Here is a 17532-nt window from a genome sequence, read left to right on the forward strand (position 1 = left end):
CCCATCCTAAAAGGGGGACATTCATCCTGTAGGGTAAGCGCTACCTTGAACGTAGGAGGTAAAGAGGTATGGGAAGCTACAATCCGCTGGTTTTCGTGCTCGGGTTAGTGACGGCAGCAGGGGTTTCGGGGGTGGCTTACCTCCTCGCCTTGGCCCGGGGTGGGGACGAGAAGACATTGGGGCGGCTTTACGGCCCCCTCTTTTTCGCTCTAGGGGTTTTCGCCCTGGGGGCTGTAGCCCAGCTTTACTGGACTAACTGGGCAGGCCGCTCGGTGCCCCAGTATACGGAGCTTTTCGGAGTGGCCACGGGCCTTTTCGCCTTGATGATGGTTCTGGCGGGGTTTTACCTTTACCAGGGGTTTGAGCTTAAGGCCTTGGCCTGGCCGTCGGCTTTCCTCGGGCTTTACTTCCTACAGGGGGCGCGGGCGGTTTTGGACTTCGGTTTAACCCGGAATCCACCCCTCACCGCCATTATGTGGGGGGCAGCTGGGATGGCGGCGATCGGCATTCTTTTTTACGCCTATAGCCGCCCGGAAGCGCGGCGCGCCTGGGCGTATCTGGGGGCTTTGGTCCTGGGCCTGATGGCTCTGGGTGCCTTTCTCACCGGCTTTATGGCCTACTACGACCACATCGCCAGCGCCGTGGGGGGCGGAGGCTAACAAGGCAAAGGATTTGTGTCCCCATGCCCAAAGCGCTTCTGGGCATGGGGTAGTCTTTGCACGAAGGAGGGTAGTATGCCGATACGCAAGGCAAATGCGGTATGGGAAGGCGGACTCCGCCAAGGCAAGGGTCTTATGCGGCTCCAGAGCCAAGCCTTTGAGGGGCCTTACTCCTTCCCCTCGCGCTTTGAAGAAGGAGAGGGCACGAACCCGGAAGAGCTCATCGCCGCGGCCCATGCGGGCTGCTTCTCCATGGCCCTGGCTGCGAGCCTGGAACGGGAGGGCTTCCCCCCCAAGCGGGTTTCCACCGAGGCCAAGGTGCACCTGGAGATGGTGGAAGGAAAGGCCACCATCACCCGGATTGAGCTCCTGACCGAGGCGGAGGTGCCCGGGATTAGCCCGGAGAAGTTTCAGGAGATTGCCCAGGCGGCCAAGGAGGGTTGCCCTGTTTCCCGCGCCCTAGCGGCGGTGAAGGAGATCACCCTCCAGGCCAAGCTGGTCTAGGCCTCCCCCTTCCAGAGGAGACGGCCACAGGAGGGGCAGCGGGTGAGCTGCCCCTGGACCACTTTTTGCGCCACATGGGTGGGTAGGACCACGTTGCACCCCTCGCAGCGGAAGACCTGGCCCTGCCGGGCCATGCGCACGATGCCCATCCCCTTGCGGGCACGGCGGATGGCCTCGTACTCCTTGAGGACGGGAGCAGGGATGCCCTGGGCCAGGGCCTCCCGCTCCTCGAGGCGGGCGGCGATCTCCGCCTTCAGCGCCTCCACCCGCACCCGGTTGGCCTCCAGCAGCTCTTCCAGCTTGGGCCTTAGCTGGGCGAGTTCCGCCTCGAGGCGGGCGATCTCGCCCTCCAGGCTCTCCATGGCCTCCATGATGGGGGTGGAGAGCTCCAAAAGCTCGCGAATGCGGTCTTTGATCTGCTGGATGCGGTTTTCGTACTGGGTCTGTTCCCGGGCGCTTTGGGCTTGGCGTTGCTCCGCCTCCGCCTGCTTCTCCTTGGCGGTGAGGTCTTCGATGTCCAGGCTGTGGCGGTTGTACTCCTTTCGGAGCTCCGCCTGGCGCTCCAGGAGGTCGGCCAGCTCCTCTTCTAAGGCTTCCACTTGGGCTTTAACGGCAAGGAGCTCCTCGGGGAGGCTTTCCGCCTCCTGCCTGAGCCTGTCTATTTCCAGGTCCTTTTCTTGGAGCCCGAAGAGGGCCTTGAGCGCCTCGAGTTGTCCCCGGTGGGGAGCGTCCGGCCCGTTCACGCTTCCCATTCTAACCCTGTGAGGAAGGGGTTCGTGCGGGCCTCCAGGGCCAAGGTGGTGGGAGGCCCATGCCCGGGGAGGACCTGGGTTTCGGGCGGCAGGGAAAGAAGGCGCTTTAAGGAGGCGAAAAGGGCTCTTGGGTCCGATCCAGGCAGGTCGTAGCGGCCGATGCCTCCCCGGAAGAGGAGGTCCCCGGAATACACCGCCTGGCCCACGGGGTCAAAGAAGGCCACGTGCCCGGGGCTGTGGCCCGGGAGGTGGAGGACCTTTAGCCCGAAAAGCTCCATCCCCTCCGCCAGGGGTTCCACGGGCAAGGGGGGCTTGGGGATGGCGAAGCCCCAGGCTGCGGCCACCTCCTGGGCCCGCTCGTAAAGGGGAAGGTCCAGGGGGTGGAGGTAAACGGGCAGGCCATAGGCGGCCACCAAGGGGGCCACCGCCCCCACGTGGTCAAAGTGGGCGTGGGTGAGGAGGATGGCCTTAGGGGTGAGGCCCGTTTGGGCCAATAGGGCCAGGATCCTCTCCGGCTCGTCCCCGGGGTCTATGAGGACCGCCCCTTGGGGGGTTTCCACCAGGTAGCCGTTTTCCGCTAGGGGGCCTAGGACCAGGCGATGGGGGTTCATGGCTCCGTGGGCAGGCCCTCCTGTAGCCACTCGTGCATGGAGCCCAGGTAGTTGCGCGCCCTCACCCCGAGGCTTCGCAGGATGAAGAAGGCCACGGCGCTTCGGGCCCCGGAGTGGCAGTAGACCCCTACCTCCTGGCCCGGGGTCAGGCCCAGCCTCTCCAGGAGCCCTTCGGGGTTGAGGAAGAGCTCTAGGGGGGCGTTTTGGCTCCCCGGGATGCGGCCGCCCCGGGGGCAGCAAGGGGGGTGGACCTTGCCCTGGAACTCCTCGGGGCTTCGCACGTCCAGGAGGAGGGGATGGCGGGCGGCCTCGTCGGCGGTGAGGAGCCAGTCGCGGCGCAAGCGGGCCTGGGTTTGGCTGCGCTCGGGCTTGGGCTCCTCCTTCTCCGTGGCGTAGGGCTCCCAGCCCTCGGTCCAAAGCTCCACCTCGAGGCCCCCAAGCCCCAGGAAGAAGGCGGTGCGGCAAAGCCGGCTCGTGAGCCCCTCGTCGTAGAGGACCACGGGGCTTTGGAGGCCAAGGCTTTGGAAAAGCTCGGTGAGGCCCGCCTCCAGCGCCGAAAGCTCCGCCTCTTCCCGCAGGCGGAGCTTGGGGGCGGAGAGGTCCAGGTGGCGGGCCCCCGGCAGGTGCCCGGCCTCGTAGGCGGGCCGGGGTCGGGTGTCTACGAAGAGGGCGTTTGGGGGAAACTCCATGCCCTTGATTATAGGGGGCGCAAGGGTAGGCGCTTCCGGGTAAGGATAGTTGACAAGAAAGGACGCAGGTGATATAAGTGTTAGTGGAGGTGATGAGTATGGCCCTGGTGCGTAGGGATGCTCGTCCTGCGGAGATCACGCCCTTTAGGACCTGGGGTCCCCTCTCCCTCTTGGAGGAGGCCAATCGGCTCTTTGAGGAGGTCTTGGGCGACTTCGGCCGGCCCGTGATGGCCTACGTGGCCCCCGCCGACCTCTACGAGACGGACGAGGCCTTGGTTCTGGAGATGGCGGTGCCGGGCCTCGCCCCGGAGGACCTGGAGGTGAGCCTCGAGGGCAATAAGCTCACCATCCGGGGCCAAGTGAAGCCGGCCCAGGATGCCCAGGTGCGCCGCTACTACCTCCAGGAGATCCCCCACGGCTCCTTCGTGCGCACCTTCACCCTGCCCGTGGAGGTCAAGGGGGACGAGGCCAAGGCGGAGTTCCGCCACGGCATCCTGCGGCTCACCCTGCCCAAGGTGGCGGAGGCCCGGGCCAAGCGGATCCCCATCCAGGTGGTCCAGTAAGGGACTAAAGGGCGAAGGCCCCCGGGGAAGCCCGGGGGCTTTAGGCTTTCCGCAGGGCCTCGCCGAGGCGCTTTAGGGCCTCCTCCAGGACCTCGGGGTAGGTGGCGAAGTTGAGGCGCACGTAGCGGTCATACCCTTCCCCGAAGGTCTCCCCGGGGTTTAGGGCCACCCGGGCCTCCTTGAGGAGGTAGGCGGCGGCCTTGGGGATCCCCGTGCCGAGCCAGGCCAGGTAAGTCCCTTCCGGGGGGAAGTGGACCAGGCCCAGTTCCTTGGCCCAGGCGGCCACCCGCTCCCGGTTGGCCTTCAAGAGGGCCAGGGTTTCCCGCAGCCAGGGCCCTCCCTCCTTTAGCGCCGCCTTCCAGGCGGCCATGGCCAAGACGTTGGGGAAGGTGTGGGGGAGGTGGCGCTTTAGGGCTTCCACCAAGGGTTTGGGCCCCACCACAGCCCCCATGGGCAGCCCCGCCAGGTTGTAGGCCTTGCCCGGGCCCAGGAGGGTGAGGGTGCGCTCGGGGAGGAGGTGGGCTAAGGGCACGTGGGGCCGCTCAAAGGTGAGGGGGGCGTGGAGCTCGTCGGAAACCAGGATGAGGTCGTGCTTGCGGGCGATGGCGGCCAGGGCCGAGAGCTCCTCCTCCGTGAAGACCCGGCCCGTGGGGTTGTGGGGATGGCAGAAGAGGAGGAGGCGGCTGGCGAAGGCCAGGCGCTCGAGGCCGGAGAGGTCCAGGCGGTAGCCCTCCTCCGTTTCCCGCAAGGGGTTGGCGAGGAGGGTGCGCTTCTGCTCGCGGATGGCGGCGAGGAAGGGAGGGTAGATGGGGAGTTGGGTCAAGACCCCTTGCCCGGGGGCGGTGAAGGCGGCCACGGCGGCGTAAAGCCCCACCACCACCCCGGGCAGGAAGGCCACCTCCCCCTGAAGGCCCGCCGCCTGGAGGAGGAGGTCCTTGAGCTCGGGGTCCCCCTCCCGGGGCGGGTAGCCCAAGAACCCTTCCGCCCGCTCCTTAAGGGCCCGCACGATGGGCTCGGCCACGGGGAAGTCCATGTCCGCCACCCAAAGGGGCAAGACGTCCTCGGGGTAGGCGCTCCACTTCAGGGAGTCCTTGCGGGGGGGTAGCGTCATGGGTTTATCTTACCCGGGGCCTAGGTGTGGTCCTGGACTAGCCTCAGGCCCAAAGCTTCCAAGCGTTCCACCAACGCCCGCACCGCCCCCTTTACGCCTTCGGTGATGAGGGGGCTGCCAAAGCGGCTCACCCCGGCGTAGATGCCGTGGGCGCTTGGCCGCACCTCCAGGATCAGGTCTTGGGTGAGGTCTTCCTCCTCCACGTGGGTGAGGACGTAGAACCCCTTCGCCCCCTTGGCGGCCTCCAAAAACACCGCCACCCCGCCCGAGAGGGGCACGGGGGTTTTGCCGAGTTCCAGGGCCTCGGGCAGTTTTCCTTCCATCAGGGCGTGGGCCACGGCGTACCTCCTTATGGGGGGCCAGGGGTTGGGGTCCTCCCCCATCTTGGTGAAGACGGCGTGGAAGAAGGCGCGCCCCGCCTCCCGCCACTTGAGGGCGTACTTGGTCCTCAGGTGGGCCTCGGGGGGCGGCTTCACCTCCACCCGGTAAAGCCCCGTCCGGGCCGCCTCCTCCAGGGCGAAGCGGAAGTAGTCCTCGTGGTCCGTGGTGAGGAAGAGGCTTCCCCCTTCCCACAGCCGGGTGGAGAGGCGGCGGAAAAAGCCCTCCTGGAGGAGGCGCCTTTCCTGGTGCCGCTTCTTGGGCCAGGGGTCGGGGAAGTTGACGATGACCGCCTCGAGGCTTCCCGCCGGCACCAGGTTCCTCAGGGCGAAGGGGCCCTCCCCGTGGTAAAGGCGCACGTTGGCCACCCCGTGGCGGCGCATCCTCCTGTAGGCCTTTAGGACGCTTGCCGCCGAAACCTCGGCCCCCAGGATGAGCCAGTCCGGGTGGGCCTGGGCGAGCTCCAGGGTGAAGCGCCCGTCCCCGAAGCCGATCTCCAGCACCAAGGGACCTTCCCGGCCGAAGAGGTCCTTTGGGGAGGGGGGCCAGGCGGGAAAGAGGGCGGGGCGCACCAGCACGAGGGGGCATTATACGGTGTTTTCAAAGGCTTTTCACAGGGGGTGGCCAAGATGAGGGTGGGAGGCGATTATGGCCCTATTTGGAAGCTTGGATTGGGGGTGGGGAAGACCGCCTTGGCCAAGAGCCTCCTGGGGGAGGAAGCCCTGACCACGGAGGCGAAGGCCAGGGAGGACCTGGGCAAGGAGACCACCACCGTGGCCCTGGACTTCGGGACCCTGGTGGTGGGGCCTTACCGGGTCCACCTCGAGGCCCGGGAAACCGCCCGCCGCCTAAGGGACCTTCTCTAAGGGGAAACCATGCGGCTCATGGTAGTGGACGACGACCCCTTGCAGCGCCGCCTCCTCATGCGGGCCTTGGCCCCTTTAGAGGCGGAGGTGGTGGAGGCTAGAAACGGGCAAGAGGCCCTGGACCTCTTCCGGGACAGGTTTCCCCACGTGGTCCTCACCGATCTCCACATGCCCGTGATGGACGGGCTCGAGCTCACCCGGCGGGTCAAGGCCCTGGATCCCCTCCTTCCCGTCCTCCTCCTCACCGCCGATGGGGAGCGGGAGGTGCGCCTAAAGGGGATCGAGGCGGGGGCCGACGACTTCCTGAACCGCCCCGTGGACCTGGCGGAGCTTCGCCTGCGGGTGAAGGGGCATCTGGAAAGGCGGCGCCTGCAGGAGCGTTTGGAGGACTTGGAACGCACCCTCCTCGCCCTCATGCGGGCGGTGGAGGTGAAGGACGCCTACACCGCCGGGCATGGGGAGCGGGTGGCTCGCTACGCCCTCTGGACCGCTGAGGAGCTGGGGGCGAAGGGGGCGGAGCTGGACGAGCTCCACCTGGGCGCCCTTCTCCACGATGTGGGCAAAATCGGCATCCCCGACCACATCCTGCGGGGGAGCTACACCCTGACGGAGGCGGAGTGGCGCCTCATCCGGGAACACCCGGTAAAGGGGGACGAGATCCTAAAACCCCTTAAGGCCCATCCCCGCCTGCGCCCCTACGTGCGCTGGCACCACGAGAAGCTGGACGGCTCCGGCTACCCGGACGGGATCACGGCGGTGCCCCTCTTGGTCCAGGCGGTGGCCGCCGCCGACATCTACGATGCCCTCACCAGCGTCCGCACCTACCGGGCCCCGGCCAAGCCCGAGGAGGCCCTGAGCGTTTTGGAAAAGGAAGCGGCCCAGGGCAAGCTTTCCCGCGAGGTGGTGCGGGCCTTTAAGAGCGCCCTTTTGCGCAACCGCGCCCTGCGTAGCGCCTAAAACCCGTACTCCTCCCAGCGGGCTTCCACCAGGGCCTTCACCTTGGGGTCCATGCGGATCTTCTCGGGCCAGACCCGCTGGAAGCCCTCCTCGGGGAGCTTTCGGGTGCCGTCCAGGACCAAGACGGGCCCTTCCGCCCCGGGCATCACCCGCGCGTCCCGTTCGGGGTCGATGTTGTTGAGCACGGCCCAAAGGAGCTCCTCCGGGGTAAGGGCGGTGTCGGCGTCGGTGAGGAGGAGGAGGCGGATGCCGGCGCTTTGGGGTGTCCGCAAAAGCCGCTCCGCCACCTCCCAGGCCTGGTGGGGCCTCCGCTTCTCCAGGGCCACCCCCCAAAGCCCGGGCCACTGCCCCTGGGCCAGGACCTCATTGTCTTCAGGAAGCTGGGCGTGGGCTTTGGGGGTGAAGGGCACCTCGCCCCCCTCCTCGGGGAGTTTCCGCGTGCCGTCCAGGAGGAGCTTGCCCCCAAAGGCGAAGGCCCGGGCGCTATGGTCCAGGACGTCGATGGGGCCCCTAAGGAGGAGGGTGTCCCGGCCCGGGAGGGCGTGCTTTAGGGCTTCCAGAAGCGCGGCGAAGCCCGGCTTCACCGGCACCTCGGCGTCCACCGCCACGATCACCTTGGCGAACATCATCTGCCCCAGGCCCAGCATCCCGTAGGCCACCTTGTAGGCCTGGCCCGGGTACTCCTTCCTGAGGCTCACGTTCACCCAGTTGTGGGCCACCCCCTCGGGGGGCATATGGTAGTCCACCACCTCGGGGAGGACCAGGCGCAGGGCGGGGAGGAAAAGCCTTTCCGTGGCCTCGATGAGGTAGGCGTCCTCCATGGGGGGCATCCCCACGATGGTGGCGGGGTAGATAGCCCCCTTGCGGTGGGTGAGGGCGGTGACGTGGAAGCGGGGGTAGCGGTCTATGGGGGTGTAGAAGCCCGTGTGGTCGCCAAAAGGGCCCTCTTCCACCAGGGGTTCCTCTGGGTCGATGTAGCCTTCCAGGACAAACTCCGCCTCCGCCGGTACCGGAAGGTCCACGGTGAGCCCCTTGGCAAGCTCTATGGGGGCCCCCCTTAGGAAGCCCGCCAGGTGGAACTCGCTCACCCCCGGTATGGGAGGCAGGGGGGCGGTGGCGGCGTAGGTGAGGATGGGGTCTCCCCCTAAGGCCACGGCCACCTCCAGCTTTTTTCCCAGCTTCCTCGCCTTTTCCAGGTGGCGGCGGCCCACCTTGTGGAGCTGCCAGTGCATGGCGGTGCTCCGCTTGTCCAGGACCTGCATGCGGTACATCCCGAGGTTGAGCTCCCCCGTTTCCGGGTCCTTGGTGATGACCAGGGGCAGGGTGAGGAAAGGCCCCCCGTCCAAGGGCCAGCACGTGAGGACGGGAAGGCGGCTTAGGTCCACCGCCTCGCCCTTATAGACCACCTCCTGCACCGGGGCTTGGTGCACCCGCCGGGGGAAGAAGCCCTTAAGGAGGGGGAGCTTGGGCAAAAGCCTCAGGAGGGCGGAAAGCCCTCCCTTGCCCGGGTTCAGGGCCAAAAGGGTTTCCACCTTCTCGGCCAGCTCGTCCAGGTCCTCCACCCCCAGGGCGAAGGCAGCCCGCTCCCGGGTTCCAAAGAGGCCGATGGCCACCGGGAAGTCCTTGCCCACCACCCGCTCGAAGAGGAGGGCGGGGCCGCCTCCTTTCACCATGCGGTCGGCGATCTCGGTGATCTCCAGCTCGGCGCTCACCGGGACATGGATGCGCTTGAGCTCGCCCCGGGCTTCCAGGGCCTTTAGGTAGGCCCGCAGGTTCCTAAACACGGGCCTAAGCTTACCCAAGGGGCCTAGGGTGGGGGAAGGGCACCGCCTACACTTCCAAAACCAGGTGCTCTAGGCGGAAGGCCTTGGGGGTGCCGTGGACCAGGACCGCCTCCAGGCGCACGGGAAGGTCGTCCCGGCCCAGGAGGTAGCGGGCGCTTTGCAGGAGGCGGTGGAGCTTTTGGGGAGTGATGGCCTCGAGGGGGGTGCCGAAGCGCCCGGAGGCCCGCTGCTTCACCTCCACCACCACGTAGACCCCCTCCTTTTCCAGGAATAGGTCCACCTCTCCAAAGGGGGTGCGGCGGTTGCGCCCCAGGAGGCGGTACCCCTTCCGCAGCAGGTAGGCCAGGGCTACCTCCTCCGCCCACCTCCCCTTCACGGCGCCCACTCTTGGAAGAGAACCCCGTCCAGGTACAAGCGGAAGCGGGCCTCCCCCCGCACCGGGTAGGTGCCCTGGAGCCTAAGCCCCGCCTGCCCCACCCCCTCGTACACCACCCGCTCCCCGTCCGCATCCAGGAGGGTGAGGCGCACCTCCCGCCCCTCCGCCTCCTGGGGGAGCTCCAGCTCCAGGTGGGCGCTTTCCCCGGGCGGGGATGGGGGGGCAGGGGGCAGGAGGACCTCGCCCCGCCCCGCCACCCTAAGGCGCACCCCGCTCCCCTCGGGCATGGGGGTGCCAGGGGCGGGCTCCTGGGCGATCACCGTGTCCTGGGGAGCTCCCGAGGGCACCTCTTCCACCTCCGCCTTGAGCCCGGCGGCGTTGAGGAGGAAGAGGGCTTCCTGGCGGGAAAGCCCCACGAGCCGAGGCAAGGGCCAGGTGGAGCCCGGGGAAGCCCCTTGGGAAACGAGGAGCCACACCCCACCCCCGGGGGCCAAGGGGGTGCCGGCGGGGGGGAAGGTGGCGAGGACGGTGCCTAGGGGCTTTGGGCTTTGCGCTTGGGCCACGCCCGCCACCTGGAAGCCCAGTTCCTTAAGCCGGGCTTCCGCCTCTTCCTGCCTTTGGCCCGCAAGCTCGGGCACCGGGTTGAGCCGGGCCTGGTTCAGGGTGAGGCGCACCGTGCGGCCGGCCCGGAGGCGGGTGCCGGGCGGGGGGTCTTGGGCCAGGACCACCTCCTTGGGCTGGGTGGGGTCGTTCCCCTCTTCCACCGCTAGCCTCAGCCCCGTGTCCTTGAGGAGGAGGAAGGCTTCCCGGGCGCTTTTGCCCACCAGGTCGGGTACGGTGTACTCGGGGGGGTTGAAGTAGCGGTAAAGCCCTTGGGAGAGCAAAAAGACGCCAAGGGCTAGGAGGAAAGCCCCGGGGGCCACCCCCAGGAGGCGGGGCCGGGGCCTGGGCTTGAGGGGGGCGGCCTTTTTCCCCAGGGGCCAAGGGGAGAGGTAGGCCACCCCGTCTTCCCCCATGGCCAGGTGCTCCCGGCCAAAGCCCAAGGGGGCCAGGGCCTCGAGGGCCTTTGGGGGCGGGGCCTTGCGGGAAAGGGCCTTTTCCGGGAAGAAGGCGTAGTGGCGGCCCGGCTTGGCAGAGACGTGGGCCTCGAGGAGGCCGAGCTCCATGAGGCGCTTTAGGGCCGCCCGGTAGCGGTAAAAGCGTTCCTTGTCCTCGGGGGTCTTCACGTCGAAGAAAAAGACAAGCCCTCCCTCCACCCGGTAGAGGGTGATCCCCTCCCGGCGTTCCAGGGTTTCCAGCACCGGGTAGCGGTCGTCCAGGACCATGCGCCGCCGATTATACCTTGGACCGCCTTATACTCTAAGGCGCTATGTGGGATGTGCTCGTGGTGGGCGGTGGACCCTCGGGCCTTTCTGCGGCCTTATTTTTGGCCCGGGCGGGCCTAAAAACCTTGGTACTGGACGGAGGCCGCTCCCAGGTCCTCCAGGTGAGCCGGGTTCCCAACTACCCAGGGCTTTTGGACGAGCCTTCCGGAGAGGAGCTCCTGGCCCGGCTCAAGGCGCACGCCGAGCGCTACGGGGCCGAGATACGCCCCGGGGTGGTGAAGGGGGTGCGGGACCTGGGGGGGGTCTTTGAGGTGGAGACGGAAGAAGGGGTGGTGGAGGCGGAGAGGCTTCTCCTTTGCACCCACAAAGACCCCACCCTGCCCTCCCTCCTGGGCCTTAACCGCAGGGGCACCTTCATCGACACCGACGAGGGAGGACGTACCAGCTACCCCCGGGTCTACGCCGCCGGGGTGGCCCGGGGCAAGGTGCCGGGCCACGCCATCGTGAGCGCCGGGGATGGGGCCTACGTGGCGGTGCAGCTCATCTCCGACCTCCGGGGCGAGCCCTACAAGGACCACGCCAAATAGGGGCTTCCCATTCTCATCCTTCCCTCGTAGGGTGGGAAAGGTATGTTCCGCCGCCTCCTTTCCCTCACCCGTCCCCTTTACTGGGCCTACGAGCGCCGCCTGCACAAGGAGGTGAGCAAGGGGCCCATGCCCCGCCACCTGGGCCTAATTCTGGACGGGAACCGCCGCTACGCCAAGGCCTTGGGGCTTTCCCCCACCAAGGGGCACGAGTTCGGGGTGCACAAGGCCTACGAGGTCCTGGAGTGGTGCCTGGAGATGGGCATCAAGACCGTCACCGTGTGGGTTTTTTCCACCGATAACTTCCGGCGCTCCCCCGAGGAGGTGGAAGAGCTCATGCGCCTTTTCGTGCGGGAGGCGGAACGGATGGCGGAGGACCACCGCATTCATCGCCACCAGGTGCGGGTGCGGGTCATCGGGCGGCGGGAGGGGTTTTCCGAGGAGGTGCTAAGGGCCTTGGAGCGCCTGGAGGAGGGTACCCGCCACCACCAGGGCATGGTGCTCAACATCGCCATGGGCTACGGGGGGCGGGAGGAGATCGTGGATGCGGTGAAGAGGTTGCTCCTCGAGGCGGAGGAAAAGGGGCTTACCCCGGGCCAGGTGGCGGCCTCCTTGACCCCTGAGGAGATCGCCCAAAGGCTTTACACCGCTGGGCTTCCCGACCCCGACTTCATCATCCGTACCTCGGGGGAGGTTCGGCTTTCGGGGTTTTTGCTCTGGCAGTCCGCCTACTCCGAGTTCTACTTCACCGACGTCCTTTGGCCCGAGTTCCGCAAGATCGACTTCCTCCGCGCCCTACGGAGCTACCAGGCCCGGGAGCGCCGCTTCGGGCGTTGACAAAATGCGGGGCTTCGTATACCCTTACAGGCAAGATGCTGGCCCGTGCCAAAAAACTCGGCCGCCGGGGGGTAGGATAACCCTCTGAGGGTTCCTTATCCCCCGGCCCGAGTTCGGGCCGGTTTTCTTTTTCGGGAGGGGCGCATGCGGGAATGGAAGATTATAGACTCCACCTTGAGGGAAGGTGAGCAGTTTGAGCGGGCGAACTTTTCCACCCAGGACAAGATTGAGATCGCCAAGGCCTTGGACGAGTTCGGCGTGGAGTATATAGAGGTCACCACCCCCATGGCCTCTCCCCAGTCCCGCAGGGACGCAGAGGTCTTGGCCTCCTTGGGCCTCAAGGCCAAGGTGGTGACCCACATCCAGACCCGCCTGGATGCGGCCAAGGTGGCGGTGGAAACCGGGGTGCAGGGGATTGACCTCCTCTTCGGCACCAGCAAGTACCTGCGGGCGGCCCACGGTCGGGACATCCCCCGGATTATCCAGGAGGCCCGGGAGGTGATCGGCTACATCCGGGAGCACGCCCCCCACGTGGAAGTGCGCTTCTCCGCCGAGGACACCTTCCGCTCCGACGAGCACGACCTCTTGGCGGTGTACGAGGCCATCGCCCCTTACGTGGACCGGGTGGGCTTGGCGGACACCGTGGGCGTGGCCACCCCAAGGCAGGTCTACGCCCTGGTGCGGGAGGTGAGGCGGGTGGTGGGGCCCCGGGTGGACATCGAGTTTCACGGCCACAACGATACGGGCTGCGCCATCGCCAACGCCTACGAGGCCATTGAGGCGGGGGCCACCCACGTGGACACCACCATCCTGGGCATCGGGGAAAGGAACGGCATCACCCCCTTGGGGGGGTTTTTGGCCCGCATGTACACCCTGCAGCCCGAGTATGTGCGCAAGAAGTACAAGTTGGAGATGCTCCCCGAGCTGGACCGCATGGTGGCCAAGATGGTGGGGGTGGAGATCCCCTTCAACAACTACATCACCGGGGAGACCGCCTTCAGCCACAAGGCGGGGATGCACCTCAAGGCCATCTACATCAACCCCGAGGCGTACGAGCCCTATCCCCCCGAGGTCTTTGGCGTAAGGCGCAAGCTTATCATCGCCTCCAAGCTCACGGGCCGCCACGCCATCAAAGCCCGGGCGGAGGAGCTGGGCCTCCACTACGGGGAGGAGGAGCTTCACCGCATCACCCAGCACATCAAGGCCTTGGCGGACCGAGGGCAGCTTACCCTCGAGGAGCTGGACCGCATCCTGAGGGAGTGGATCACGGCATGAGCCCACAAGCGTACGTCCTTGAGGATGCCGAGGAAGGTACCTCCCTAAAACGCCTTGCGGTGGAGGGGAACTGCGGTACGGCGTCCCTTGGGGTGGAGAGATAGGAGGGCAGAATGGGCTTGACCCTAGCGGAAAAGATCCTTTCCCACAAGGCGAGGCGCCCGGTGCGGGCGGGGGAGCTCGTGGTGGTGGAGGTGGACCAGGTGATGGTGGTGGACTCCATCGCCGGGAGCTTCTTCAAGCGCCTGGAATACCTGAACGCCACCCCGCGCTACCCTGAGCGGGTTTCTATTGTCATCGACCACGTGGCCCCCGCAGCCAACCTGGAGGTGGCCAAGGCGCAAAAGGAGATCCGGGAGTGGGGCAGGCGCCTGGGCATCCGGGTCTTTGACGTGGGGAGGGGGGTCTGCCACCAGGTCCTCATGGAAGAGGGGCTCGCCCAGCCGGGCTGGATCGTGGTGGGCTCGGACTCCCACTCCACCACCTACGGGGCGGTGGCCGCCTTCGGCACGGGCATGGGGGCTACGGACATCGCCCTGGCGGCGGCGAGTGGGCGCACCTGGCTGAGGGTGCCGGAGAGCGTCAAGGTGGTCTTCCGGGGGAGGCTTCCCCAGGGGGTCACGGCCAAGGACGCCGCCTTGGAGATGGTGCGCCGCCTGACCGCCGACGGGGCCACCTACATGGCGGTGGAGATCCACCTCGTGGACGGGGCGGAAAGCCTTTCCCGGGGGGAAAGGATGACCCTGGCCAACCTCACGGTGGAGGCGGGGGCCAAGGCGGGGCTTGTGGTGCCGAGCGGGGAGATTTTGCAGATGTACCAGGTGCCCGAGTGGCTCTACCCCGACCCCGACGCCCAGTACGTGAGGGAGGTGGAGATCGACCTTTCCGCCCTCACCCCCAGGGTTTCCGTCCCCTTTTACGTGGACAACGTGCACGAGGTGGCCCAAGTGAAGGGCAAGCGGGTGGACCAGGTCTTCATCGGCACCTGCACCAACGGGCGGCTCGAGGACCTGAGGGCGGCGGCGGAGGTGCTTAAGGGGAAGAAGGTGGCCCCCTGGGTGCGGCTTTTGGTGGTGCCCGCCTCCAGCCAGGTCCTGGAGGAGGCGGCCAAGGACGGGACCCTCCTCACCCTCCTGCAGGCGGGGGCCACCATCGGCACCCCGGGGTGCGGCCCCTGCATGGGGCGGCACATGGGGGTCTTGGCCCCGGGGGAGGTGTGCGTTTCCACCTCCAACCGCAACTTCCGCGGGCGCATGGGGGCCCCGGACGCCGAGATCTACCTGGCAAGTCCCCGGGTGGCGGCGGCCAGCGCCGTGGCGGGCTACCTGACCACGCCGGAGGAGCTAGAGGTGAACCATGCCTAGGGTCTGGAAGTTCGGCGACCAGATCAACACCGATGACATCCTGCCGGGGAAGTACGCCCCCTTCATGGTGGGGGAGGACCGCTTCCACCAGTTCGCCTTCGCCCACCTAAGGCCCGAGTTCGCCCAGGAGGTGCGCCCCGGGGACCTCCTGGTCTTCGGCCGGAACGCCGGGCTTGGCTCCAGCCGCGAGTACGCCCCCGAGGCGCTAAAGCGCCTGGGGATCCGGGCGGTGATCGCCAAAAGCTACGCCCGCATCTTCTTCCGCAATCTGGTGAACCTGGGGATCATCCCCTTCGAGTCGGAGGAGGTGGTGGATGCGCTAGAGGACGGCGAGGAGGTGGAGCTGGACCTGGAGCGGGGGGTTTTGCAAAGGGGAGGGGAGCGCTTTCTCCTCCGCCCCCCACCCCCCTTCCTCCTAGAGGCGCTCAAGGAGGGGTCGCTTCTGGACTACTACAAGAAGCACGGGCGCTTCCCGGGGGAGTAAACTCTGGTCATGGAGGACCTAGAGATCGTCTGTCCGGTGTGCGGCGAGGCCAGCGTGGTGCTGGCCGAGGACCTGGAGACCCTCGAGGTGGGGGACGTCTTGGAGTGCGAGGCCTGCGGGGCCTTTTTGGAGGTGACCTCCCTGGACCCCTTGGAGGTGGAGGTGACGGAGGAGGGCCTGGAGGGCTTCTTCGTGGACTGCCCCCGTTGCGGCTACACCTTTGAGGTGTCCGAGGAGGACCAAGGCCAAGAGGTGCAGTGCCCCGAGTGCGGCTTTAGCTTTGTCCCCGACTGGAGCGAAGTGGAAGAAGAGGAGGACGAGGAATGGTAGCCACGTGCCCGGAGTGCGGAGCCGAGATCCGTTTGGAGAACCCCGAGCTGGGGGAGCTTGTGGTCTGCGAGGACTGCGGCGCCGAGTTAGAGGTGGTGGGGCTTGACCCCTTGCGCCTCGAGCCCGCCCCCGAGGAGGCGGAGGACTGGGGCGAGTGAGCCCATGAAGCCTCGGGGAAGGCCAGAAGGCCTTCCCCCTTTCTAAAGCCATGCTGGCCATCCTTTACGACCGCATCCGCCCCGACGAGAGGATGCTCTTTGAGCGGGCCGAGGCCCTGGGCATCCCCTACAAGAAGGTGTACGTTCCCGCCCTGCCCATGGTCCTGGGGGAAAGGCCCAAGGAGCTAGAGGGGGTCACGGTGGCCCTGGAGCGGTGCGTGAGCCAAAGCCGGGGCCTGGCTGTGGCCCGCTACCTCACCGCCTTGGGCATCCCGGTGGTCAACCGCCCCGAGGTGATGGAGACCTGCGGGGACAAGTGGGCCACCAGCGTGGCCCTGGCCCGCTTTGGGGTGCCCCAGCCCAAAACCGCTCTCCTCACCGATACCGAGGAGGCCCTAAAGCTCATGGAGGCCTGGGGTTACCCCGTGGTCCTCAAGCCGGTGATCGGGAGCTGGGGGAGGCTTCTCGCCAAGATCACCGACCGGGAAGCGGCGGAGGCCATCCTGGAGCACAAGGAGGTTCTGGGGGGCTTCCAGCACCAGCTCCTCTACCTGCAGGAGTACGTGAAAAAGCCCGGGCGGGACATCCGGGTCTTCGTGGTGGGGGATAGGGCCATCGCCGCCATCTACCGCAAAAGCCCCCACTGGATCACCAACACCGCCCGGGGCGGCCAGGCGGAAAACTGCCCCCTCACCGAGGAGCTCGCCGAGCTTTCCGTGCGGGCGGCCCAGGCCGTGGGGGGCGGGGTGGTGGCCATCGACCTCTTTGAGTCCGAGCGGGGGCTTTTGGTGAACGAGGTGAACCACACCATGGAGTTCAAGAACTCGGTGCACACCACGGGGGTGGACATCCCCGGGGAGATCCTGCGCTACGCCTGGGAGGTGGCCCGTGGATAGGAGGACGATCTCCATCGTGGGGGCCTCGGGGTACGCCGGAGGGGAGTTCTTGCGCCTGGCCCTTTCCCACCCCTATTTGGAGGTGAAGCAGGTGACCTCGAGGCGCTTCGCCGGGGAGCCCGTGCACTTCGTCCACCCTAACCTCCGGGGGAGAACGAGCCTCAAGTTCATCCCCCCGGAAAAGCTGGAGCCCGCAGACATCCTGGTCCTGGCCCTGCCCCACGGGGTCTTGGCCCGGGAGTTTGACCGCTACGCCGCCTTGGCCCCCATCCTCCTAGACCTCTCCGCCGACTTCCGCCTGAAGGACCTCGAGCTCTACCGCAAGTACTACGGGGACCACCCCAGGCCCGACCTCCTGGGCCGCTTCGTCTACGCCGTCCCCGAGCTCCACCGGGAGGCCCTAAAGGGGGCGGACTGGATGGCGGGGGCGGGGTGCAACGCCACCGCCACCCTCCTTGGGCTCTACCCCCTCCTCAAAGGGGGGGTGCTGAAGCCCTCGCCCATCTTCGTCACCCTCCTCATCTCCACCTCCGCCGCCGGGGCCGAGGCTACCCCGGCAAGCCACCACCCGGAAAGGGCGGGCTCCCTCCGGGTCTACAAGCCCACGGGCCACCGCCACACCGCCGAGGTGGTGGAAAACCTCCCCGGCCGCCCCGAGGTCCACCTCACCGCCATCGCCACCGACCGGGTGCGGGGCATCCTCATGACCGCCCAGTGCTTTTTGCAGGACGGCTGGAGCGAGCGGGACGTGTGGCAGGCCTACCGCGAGGCCTACGGGACCGAGCCCTTTGTCCGCCTCGTCAAGCAGAAGAAGGGCATTCACCGCTATCCCGACCCCCGGTTCGTCCAGGGCACCAACTACGCCGACATCGGCTTTGAGCTGGAGGAGGACACGGGCAGGCTGGTGGTCATGACCGCCATCGACAACCTGGTGAAGGGCACCGCCGGCCACGCCCTGCAGGCCCTGAACATCCGCATGGGCTGGCCGGAAACCCTGGGCCTGGACTTCCCCGGGCTCCACCCCTAGGA

General features: G+C 67.2%; 22 protein-coding genes. 14 read left to right on the top strand and 8 right to left on the bottom strand.

Translation table 11 applies throughout. From position 1 onward, the window contains the following. Window positions 1-68: 68 nt before the first annotated feature. Both ABXG85_RS05330 and ABXG85_RS05335 read left to right on the top strand, forming a co-directional pair. Window positions 69-659, top strand: a complete 591-nt coding sequence (locus tag ABXG85_RS05330) for a DUF981 domain-containing protein (RefSeq protein WP_353512690.1) — start codon at window positions 69-71, stop codon at window positions 657-659. Between the two features lie 75 nt (window positions 660-734). Then, window positions 735-1163, top strand: a complete 429-nt coding sequence (locus tag ABXG85_RS05335) for an OsmC family protein (protein ID WP_353512691.1) — start codon at window positions 735-737, stop codon at window positions 1161-1163. Here the strand turns inward: ABXG85_RS05335 and ABXG85_RS05340 are convergent. Genes ABXG85_RS05340 through ABXG85_RS05350 form a run of 3 tightly spaced genes read right to left on the bottom strand, consistent with a single transcriptional unit; the run spans window position 1160 to window position 3215 of the window. Further along, complete coding sequence (locus tag ABXG85_RS05340; RefSeq protein ID WP_353512692.1) at window positions 1160-1915, bottom strand: zinc ribbon domain-containing protein; 756 nt, start codon at window positions 1913-1915, stop codon at window positions 1160-1162. The genes ABXG85_RS05335 and ABXG85_RS05340 overlap by 4 nt on opposite strands. Beyond that, window positions 1903-2526, bottom strand: a complete 624-nt coding sequence (locus ABXG85_RS05345) for an MBL fold metallo-hydrolase (protein WP_353512693.1) — start codon at window positions 2524-2526, stop codon at window positions 1903-1905. The genes ABXG85_RS05340 and ABXG85_RS05345 overlap by 13 nt, the downstream gene beginning before the upstream one ends. Beyond that, window positions 2523-3215, bottom strand: a complete 693-nt coding sequence (locus ABXG85_RS05350) for a sulfurtransferase (protein WP_353512694.1) — start codon at window positions 3213-3215, stop codon at window positions 2523-2525. Before ABXG85_RS05350 ends, ABXG85_RS05345 begins: the two co-directional genes overlap by 4 nt. 98 nt (window positions 3216-3313) lie before the next feature. Between ABXG85_RS05350 and ABXG85_RS05355 the strand changes: the two genes are divergently transcribed. Then, window positions 3314-3778 (top strand): Hsp20/alpha crystallin family protein, encoded by a 465-nt coding sequence (locus ABXG85_RS05355; RefSeq protein ID WP_353512695.1) that lies wholly within the window; start codon window positions 3314-3316, stop codon window positions 3776-3778. Window positions 3779-3818: 40 nt separating this feature from the next. Here the strand turns inward: ABXG85_RS05355 and ABXG85_RS05360 are convergent, their stop codons facing one another. Next, window positions 3819-4889: a cystathionine beta-lyase gene (locus ABXG85_RS05360; protein WP_353512696.1), complete on the bottom strand. Its 1071-nt coding sequence runs from the start codon at window positions 4887-4889 to the stop codon at window positions 3819-3821. 20 nt (window positions 4890-4909) lie between these two features. Continuing rightward, window positions 4910-5845: a tRNA (guanosine(46)-N7)-methyltransferase TrmB gene (trmB, locus tag ABXG85_RS05365; protein ID WP_353512697.1), complete on the bottom strand. Its 936-nt coding sequence runs from the start codon at window positions 5843-5845 to the stop codon at window positions 4910-4912. Window positions 5846-5896: 51 nt separating this feature from the next. Between trmB and ABXG85_RS05370 the strand changes: the two genes are divergently transcribed. Together ABXG85_RS05370 and ABXG85_RS05375 are read left to right on the top strand one after the other, a co-directional pair. Further along, the gene (locus ABXG85_RS05370; RefSeq protein ID WP_353512698.1) at window positions 5897-6133 is read left to right on the top strand and encodes a hypothetical protein; all 237 of its coding nucleotides are present in this window, start codon (window positions 5897-5899) and stop codon (window positions 6131-6133) included. Window positions 6134-6142: 9 nt separating this feature from the next. Beyond that, window positions 6143-7090 (top strand): HD-GYP domain-containing protein, encoded by a 948-nt coding sequence (locus ABXG85_RS05375; protein ID WP_353512699.1) that lies wholly within the window; start codon window positions 6143-6145, stop codon window positions 7088-7090. Here the strand turns inward: ABXG85_RS05375 and ABXG85_RS05380 are convergent. The 3 genes from ABXG85_RS05380 to ABXG85_RS05390 are packed head-to-tail and all read right to left on the bottom strand — an operon-like array spanning window position 7087 to window position 10575. Continuing rightward, window positions 7087-8874, bottom strand: a complete 1788-nt coding sequence (locus ABXG85_RS05380) for a menaquinone biosynthesis decarboxylase (RefSeq protein ID WP_353512700.1) — start codon at window positions 8872-8874, stop codon at window positions 7087-7089. The two genes, ABXG85_RS05375 and ABXG85_RS05380, sit on opposite strands and share 4 nt — an antisense overlap. A gap of 46 nt (window positions 8875-8920) precedes the next feature. Continuing rightward, window positions 8921-9259 carry a YraN family protein gene (locus ABXG85_RS05385; protein ID WP_353512701.1) on the bottom strand — a complete coding sequence of 113 codons (339 nt, stop codon included), beginning with the start codon at window positions 9257-9259 and terminating at the stop codon, window positions 8921-8923. Beyond that, entirely contained in the window at window positions 9247-10575 is a 1329-nt protein-coding gene (locus tag ABXG85_RS05390) for a PASTA domain-containing protein (protein WP_353512702.1), read from the bottom strand. Before ABXG85_RS05390 ends, ABXG85_RS05385 begins: the two co-directional genes overlap by 13 nt. Window positions 10576-10619: 44 nt before the next feature. Between ABXG85_RS05390 and ABXG85_RS05395 the strand changes: the two genes are divergently transcribed. The 9 genes from ABXG85_RS05395 to argC all read left to right on the top strand — a co-directional run bounded on the left by ABXG85_RS05395 (window position 10620) and on the right by argC (window position 17530). Further along, window positions 10620-11162, top strand: coding sequence for an NAD(P)/FAD-dependent oxidoreductase (locus tag ABXG85_RS05395; RefSeq protein WP_353512703.1), 543 nt, complete (start codon window positions 10620-10622; stop codon window positions 11160-11162). 42 nt (window positions 11163-11204) lie between these two features. Next, window positions 11205-11996 (top strand): isoprenyl transferase, encoded by a 792-nt coding sequence (locus ABXG85_RS05400; protein ID WP_353512704.1) that lies wholly within the window; start codon window positions 11205-11207, stop codon window positions 11994-11996. A gap of 144 nt (window positions 11997-12140) precedes the next feature. Continuing rightward, window positions 12141-13271 carry a homocitrate synthase gene (lysS, locus tag ABXG85_RS05405; RefSeq protein ID WP_353512705.1) on the top strand — a complete coding sequence of 377 codons (1131 nt, stop codon included), beginning with the start codon at window positions 12141-12143 and terminating at the stop codon, window positions 13269-13271. A gap of 113 nt (window positions 13272-13384) precedes the next feature. After that, the gene (locus ABXG85_RS05410) at window positions 13385-14635 is read left to right on the top strand and encodes a 3-isopropylmalate dehydratase large subunit (RefSeq protein ID WP_353512706.1); all 1251 of its coding nucleotides are present in this window, start codon (window positions 13385-13387) and stop codon (window positions 14633-14635) included. Next, the gene (locus ABXG85_RS05415; RefSeq protein WP_353512707.1) at window positions 14628-15119 is read left to right on the top strand and encodes a LeuD/DmdB family oxidoreductase small subunit; all 492 of its coding nucleotides are present in this window, start codon (window positions 14628-14630) and stop codon (window positions 15117-15119) included. The genes ABXG85_RS05410 and ABXG85_RS05415 overlap by 8 nt, the downstream gene beginning before the upstream one ends. Window positions 15120-15128: 9 nt before the next feature. After that, window positions 15129-15449 carry a TFIIB-type zinc ribbon-containing protein gene (locus tag ABXG85_RS05420; protein ID WP_353512708.1) on the top strand — a complete coding sequence of 107 codons (321 nt, stop codon included), beginning with the start codon at window positions 15129-15131 and terminating at the stop codon, window positions 15447-15449. Beyond that, window positions 15443-15607 carry a lysine biosynthesis protein LysW gene (gene lysW, locus ABXG85_RS05425; RefSeq protein ID WP_039455264.1) on the top strand — a complete coding sequence of 55 codons (165 nt, stop codon included), beginning with the start codon at window positions 15443-15445 and terminating at the stop codon, window positions 15605-15607. Before ABXG85_RS05420 ends, lysW begins: the two co-directional genes overlap by 7 nt. Before the next feature lie 50 nt (window positions 15608-15657). Then, window positions 15658-16503 (top strand): lysine biosynthesis protein LysX, encoded by an 846-nt coding sequence (gene lysX, locus ABXG85_RS05430; protein WP_353512709.1) that lies wholly within the window; start codon window positions 15658-15660, stop codon window positions 16501-16503. Continuing rightward, on the top strand, window positions 16496-17530 hold the full coding sequence (gene argC / locus ABXG85_RS05435) for an N-acetyl-gamma-glutamyl-phosphate reductase (protein ID WP_353512710.1): 1035 nt from the start codon (window positions 16496-16498) through the stop codon (window positions 17528-17530). Before lysX ends, argC begins: the two co-directional genes overlap by 8 nt. Window positions 17531-17532 lie beyond the last annotated feature (2 nt).

It is taken from the genome of Thermus sp. LT1-2-5 (genome assembly GCF_040363165.1).
GTDB lineage: Bacteria > Deinococcota > Deinococci > Deinococcales > Thermaceae > Thermus.

What these genes read in the sequence shown, in the direction of transcription:
- ABXG85_RS05330 (WP_353512690.1), top strand. Translation starts at nt 69, where the DNA reads ATGGGAAGCTACAATCCGCTGGTTTTCGTGCTCGGGTTAGTGACGGCA.
- ABXG85_RS05335 (WP_353512691.1), top strand. Translation starts at nt 735, where the DNA reads ATGCCGATACGCAAGGCAAATGCGGTATGGGAAGGCGGACTCCGCCAA.
- ABXG85_RS05340 (WP_353512692.1), bottom strand. Translation starts at nt 1,915, where the DNA reads ATGGGAAGCGTGAACGGGCCGGACGCTCCCCACCGGGGACAACTCGAG.
- ABXG85_RS05345 (WP_353512693.1), bottom strand. Translation starts at nt 2,526, where the DNA reads ATGAACCCCCATCGCCTGGTCCTAGGCCCCCTAGCGGAAAACGGCTAC.
- ABXG85_RS05350 (WP_353512694.1), bottom strand. Translation starts at nt 3,215, where the DNA reads ATGGAGTTTCCCCCAAACGCCCTCTTCGTAGACACCCGACCCCGGCCC.
- ABXG85_RS05355 (WP_353512695.1), top strand. Translation starts at nt 3,314, where the DNA reads ATGGCCCTGGTGCGTAGGGATGCTCGTCCTGCGGAGATCACGCCCTTT.
- ABXG85_RS05360 (WP_353512696.1), bottom strand. Translation starts at nt 4,889, where the DNA reads ATGACGCTACCCCCCCGCAAGGACTCCCTGAAGTGGAGCGCCTACCCC.
- ABXG85_RS05370 (WP_353512698.1), top strand. Translation starts at nt 5,897, where the DNA reads ATGAGGGTGGGAGGCGATTATGGCCCTATTTGGAAGCTTGGATTGGGG.
- ABXG85_RS05375 (WP_353512699.1), top strand. Translation starts at nt 6,143, where the DNA reads ATGCGGCTCATGGTAGTGGACGACGACCCCTTGCAGCGCCGCCTCCTC.
- ABXG85_RS05390 (WP_353512702.1), bottom strand. Translation starts at nt 10,575, where the DNA reads ATGGTCCTGGACGACCGCTACCCGGTGCTGGAAACCCTGGAACGCCGG.
- ABXG85_RS05395 (WP_353512703.1), top strand. Translation starts at nt 10,620, where the DNA reads ATGTGGGATGTGCTCGTGGTGGGCGGTGGACCCTCGGGCCTTTCTGCG.
- ABXG85_RS05400 (WP_353512704.1), top strand. Translation starts at nt 11,205, where the DNA reads ATGTTCCGCCGCCTCCTTTCCCTCACCCGTCCCCTTTACTGGGCCTAC.
- lysS (WP_353512705.1), top strand. Translation starts at nt 12,141, where the DNA reads ATGCGGGAATGGAAGATTATAGACTCCACCTTGAGGGAAGGTGAGCAG.
- ABXG85_RS05410 (WP_353512706.1), top strand. Translation starts at nt 13,385, where the DNA reads ATGGGCTTGACCCTAGCGGAAAAGATCCTTTCCCACAAGGCGAGGCGC.
- ABXG85_RS05415 (WP_353512707.1), top strand. Translation starts at nt 14,628, where the DNA reads ATGCCTAGGGTCTGGAAGTTCGGCGACCAGATCAACACCGATGACATC.
- ABXG85_RS05420 (WP_353512708.1), top strand. Translation starts at nt 15,129, where the DNA reads ATGGAGGACCTAGAGATCGTCTGTCCGGTGTGCGGCGAGGCCAGCGTG.
- lysW (WP_039455264.1), top strand. Translation starts at nt 15,443, where the DNA reads ATGGTAGCCACGTGCCCGGAGTGCGGAGCCGAGATCCGTTTGGAGAAC.
- lysX (WP_353512709.1), top strand. Translation starts at nt 15,658, where the DNA reads ATGCTGGCCATCCTTTACGACCGCATCCGCCCCGACGAGAGGATGCTC.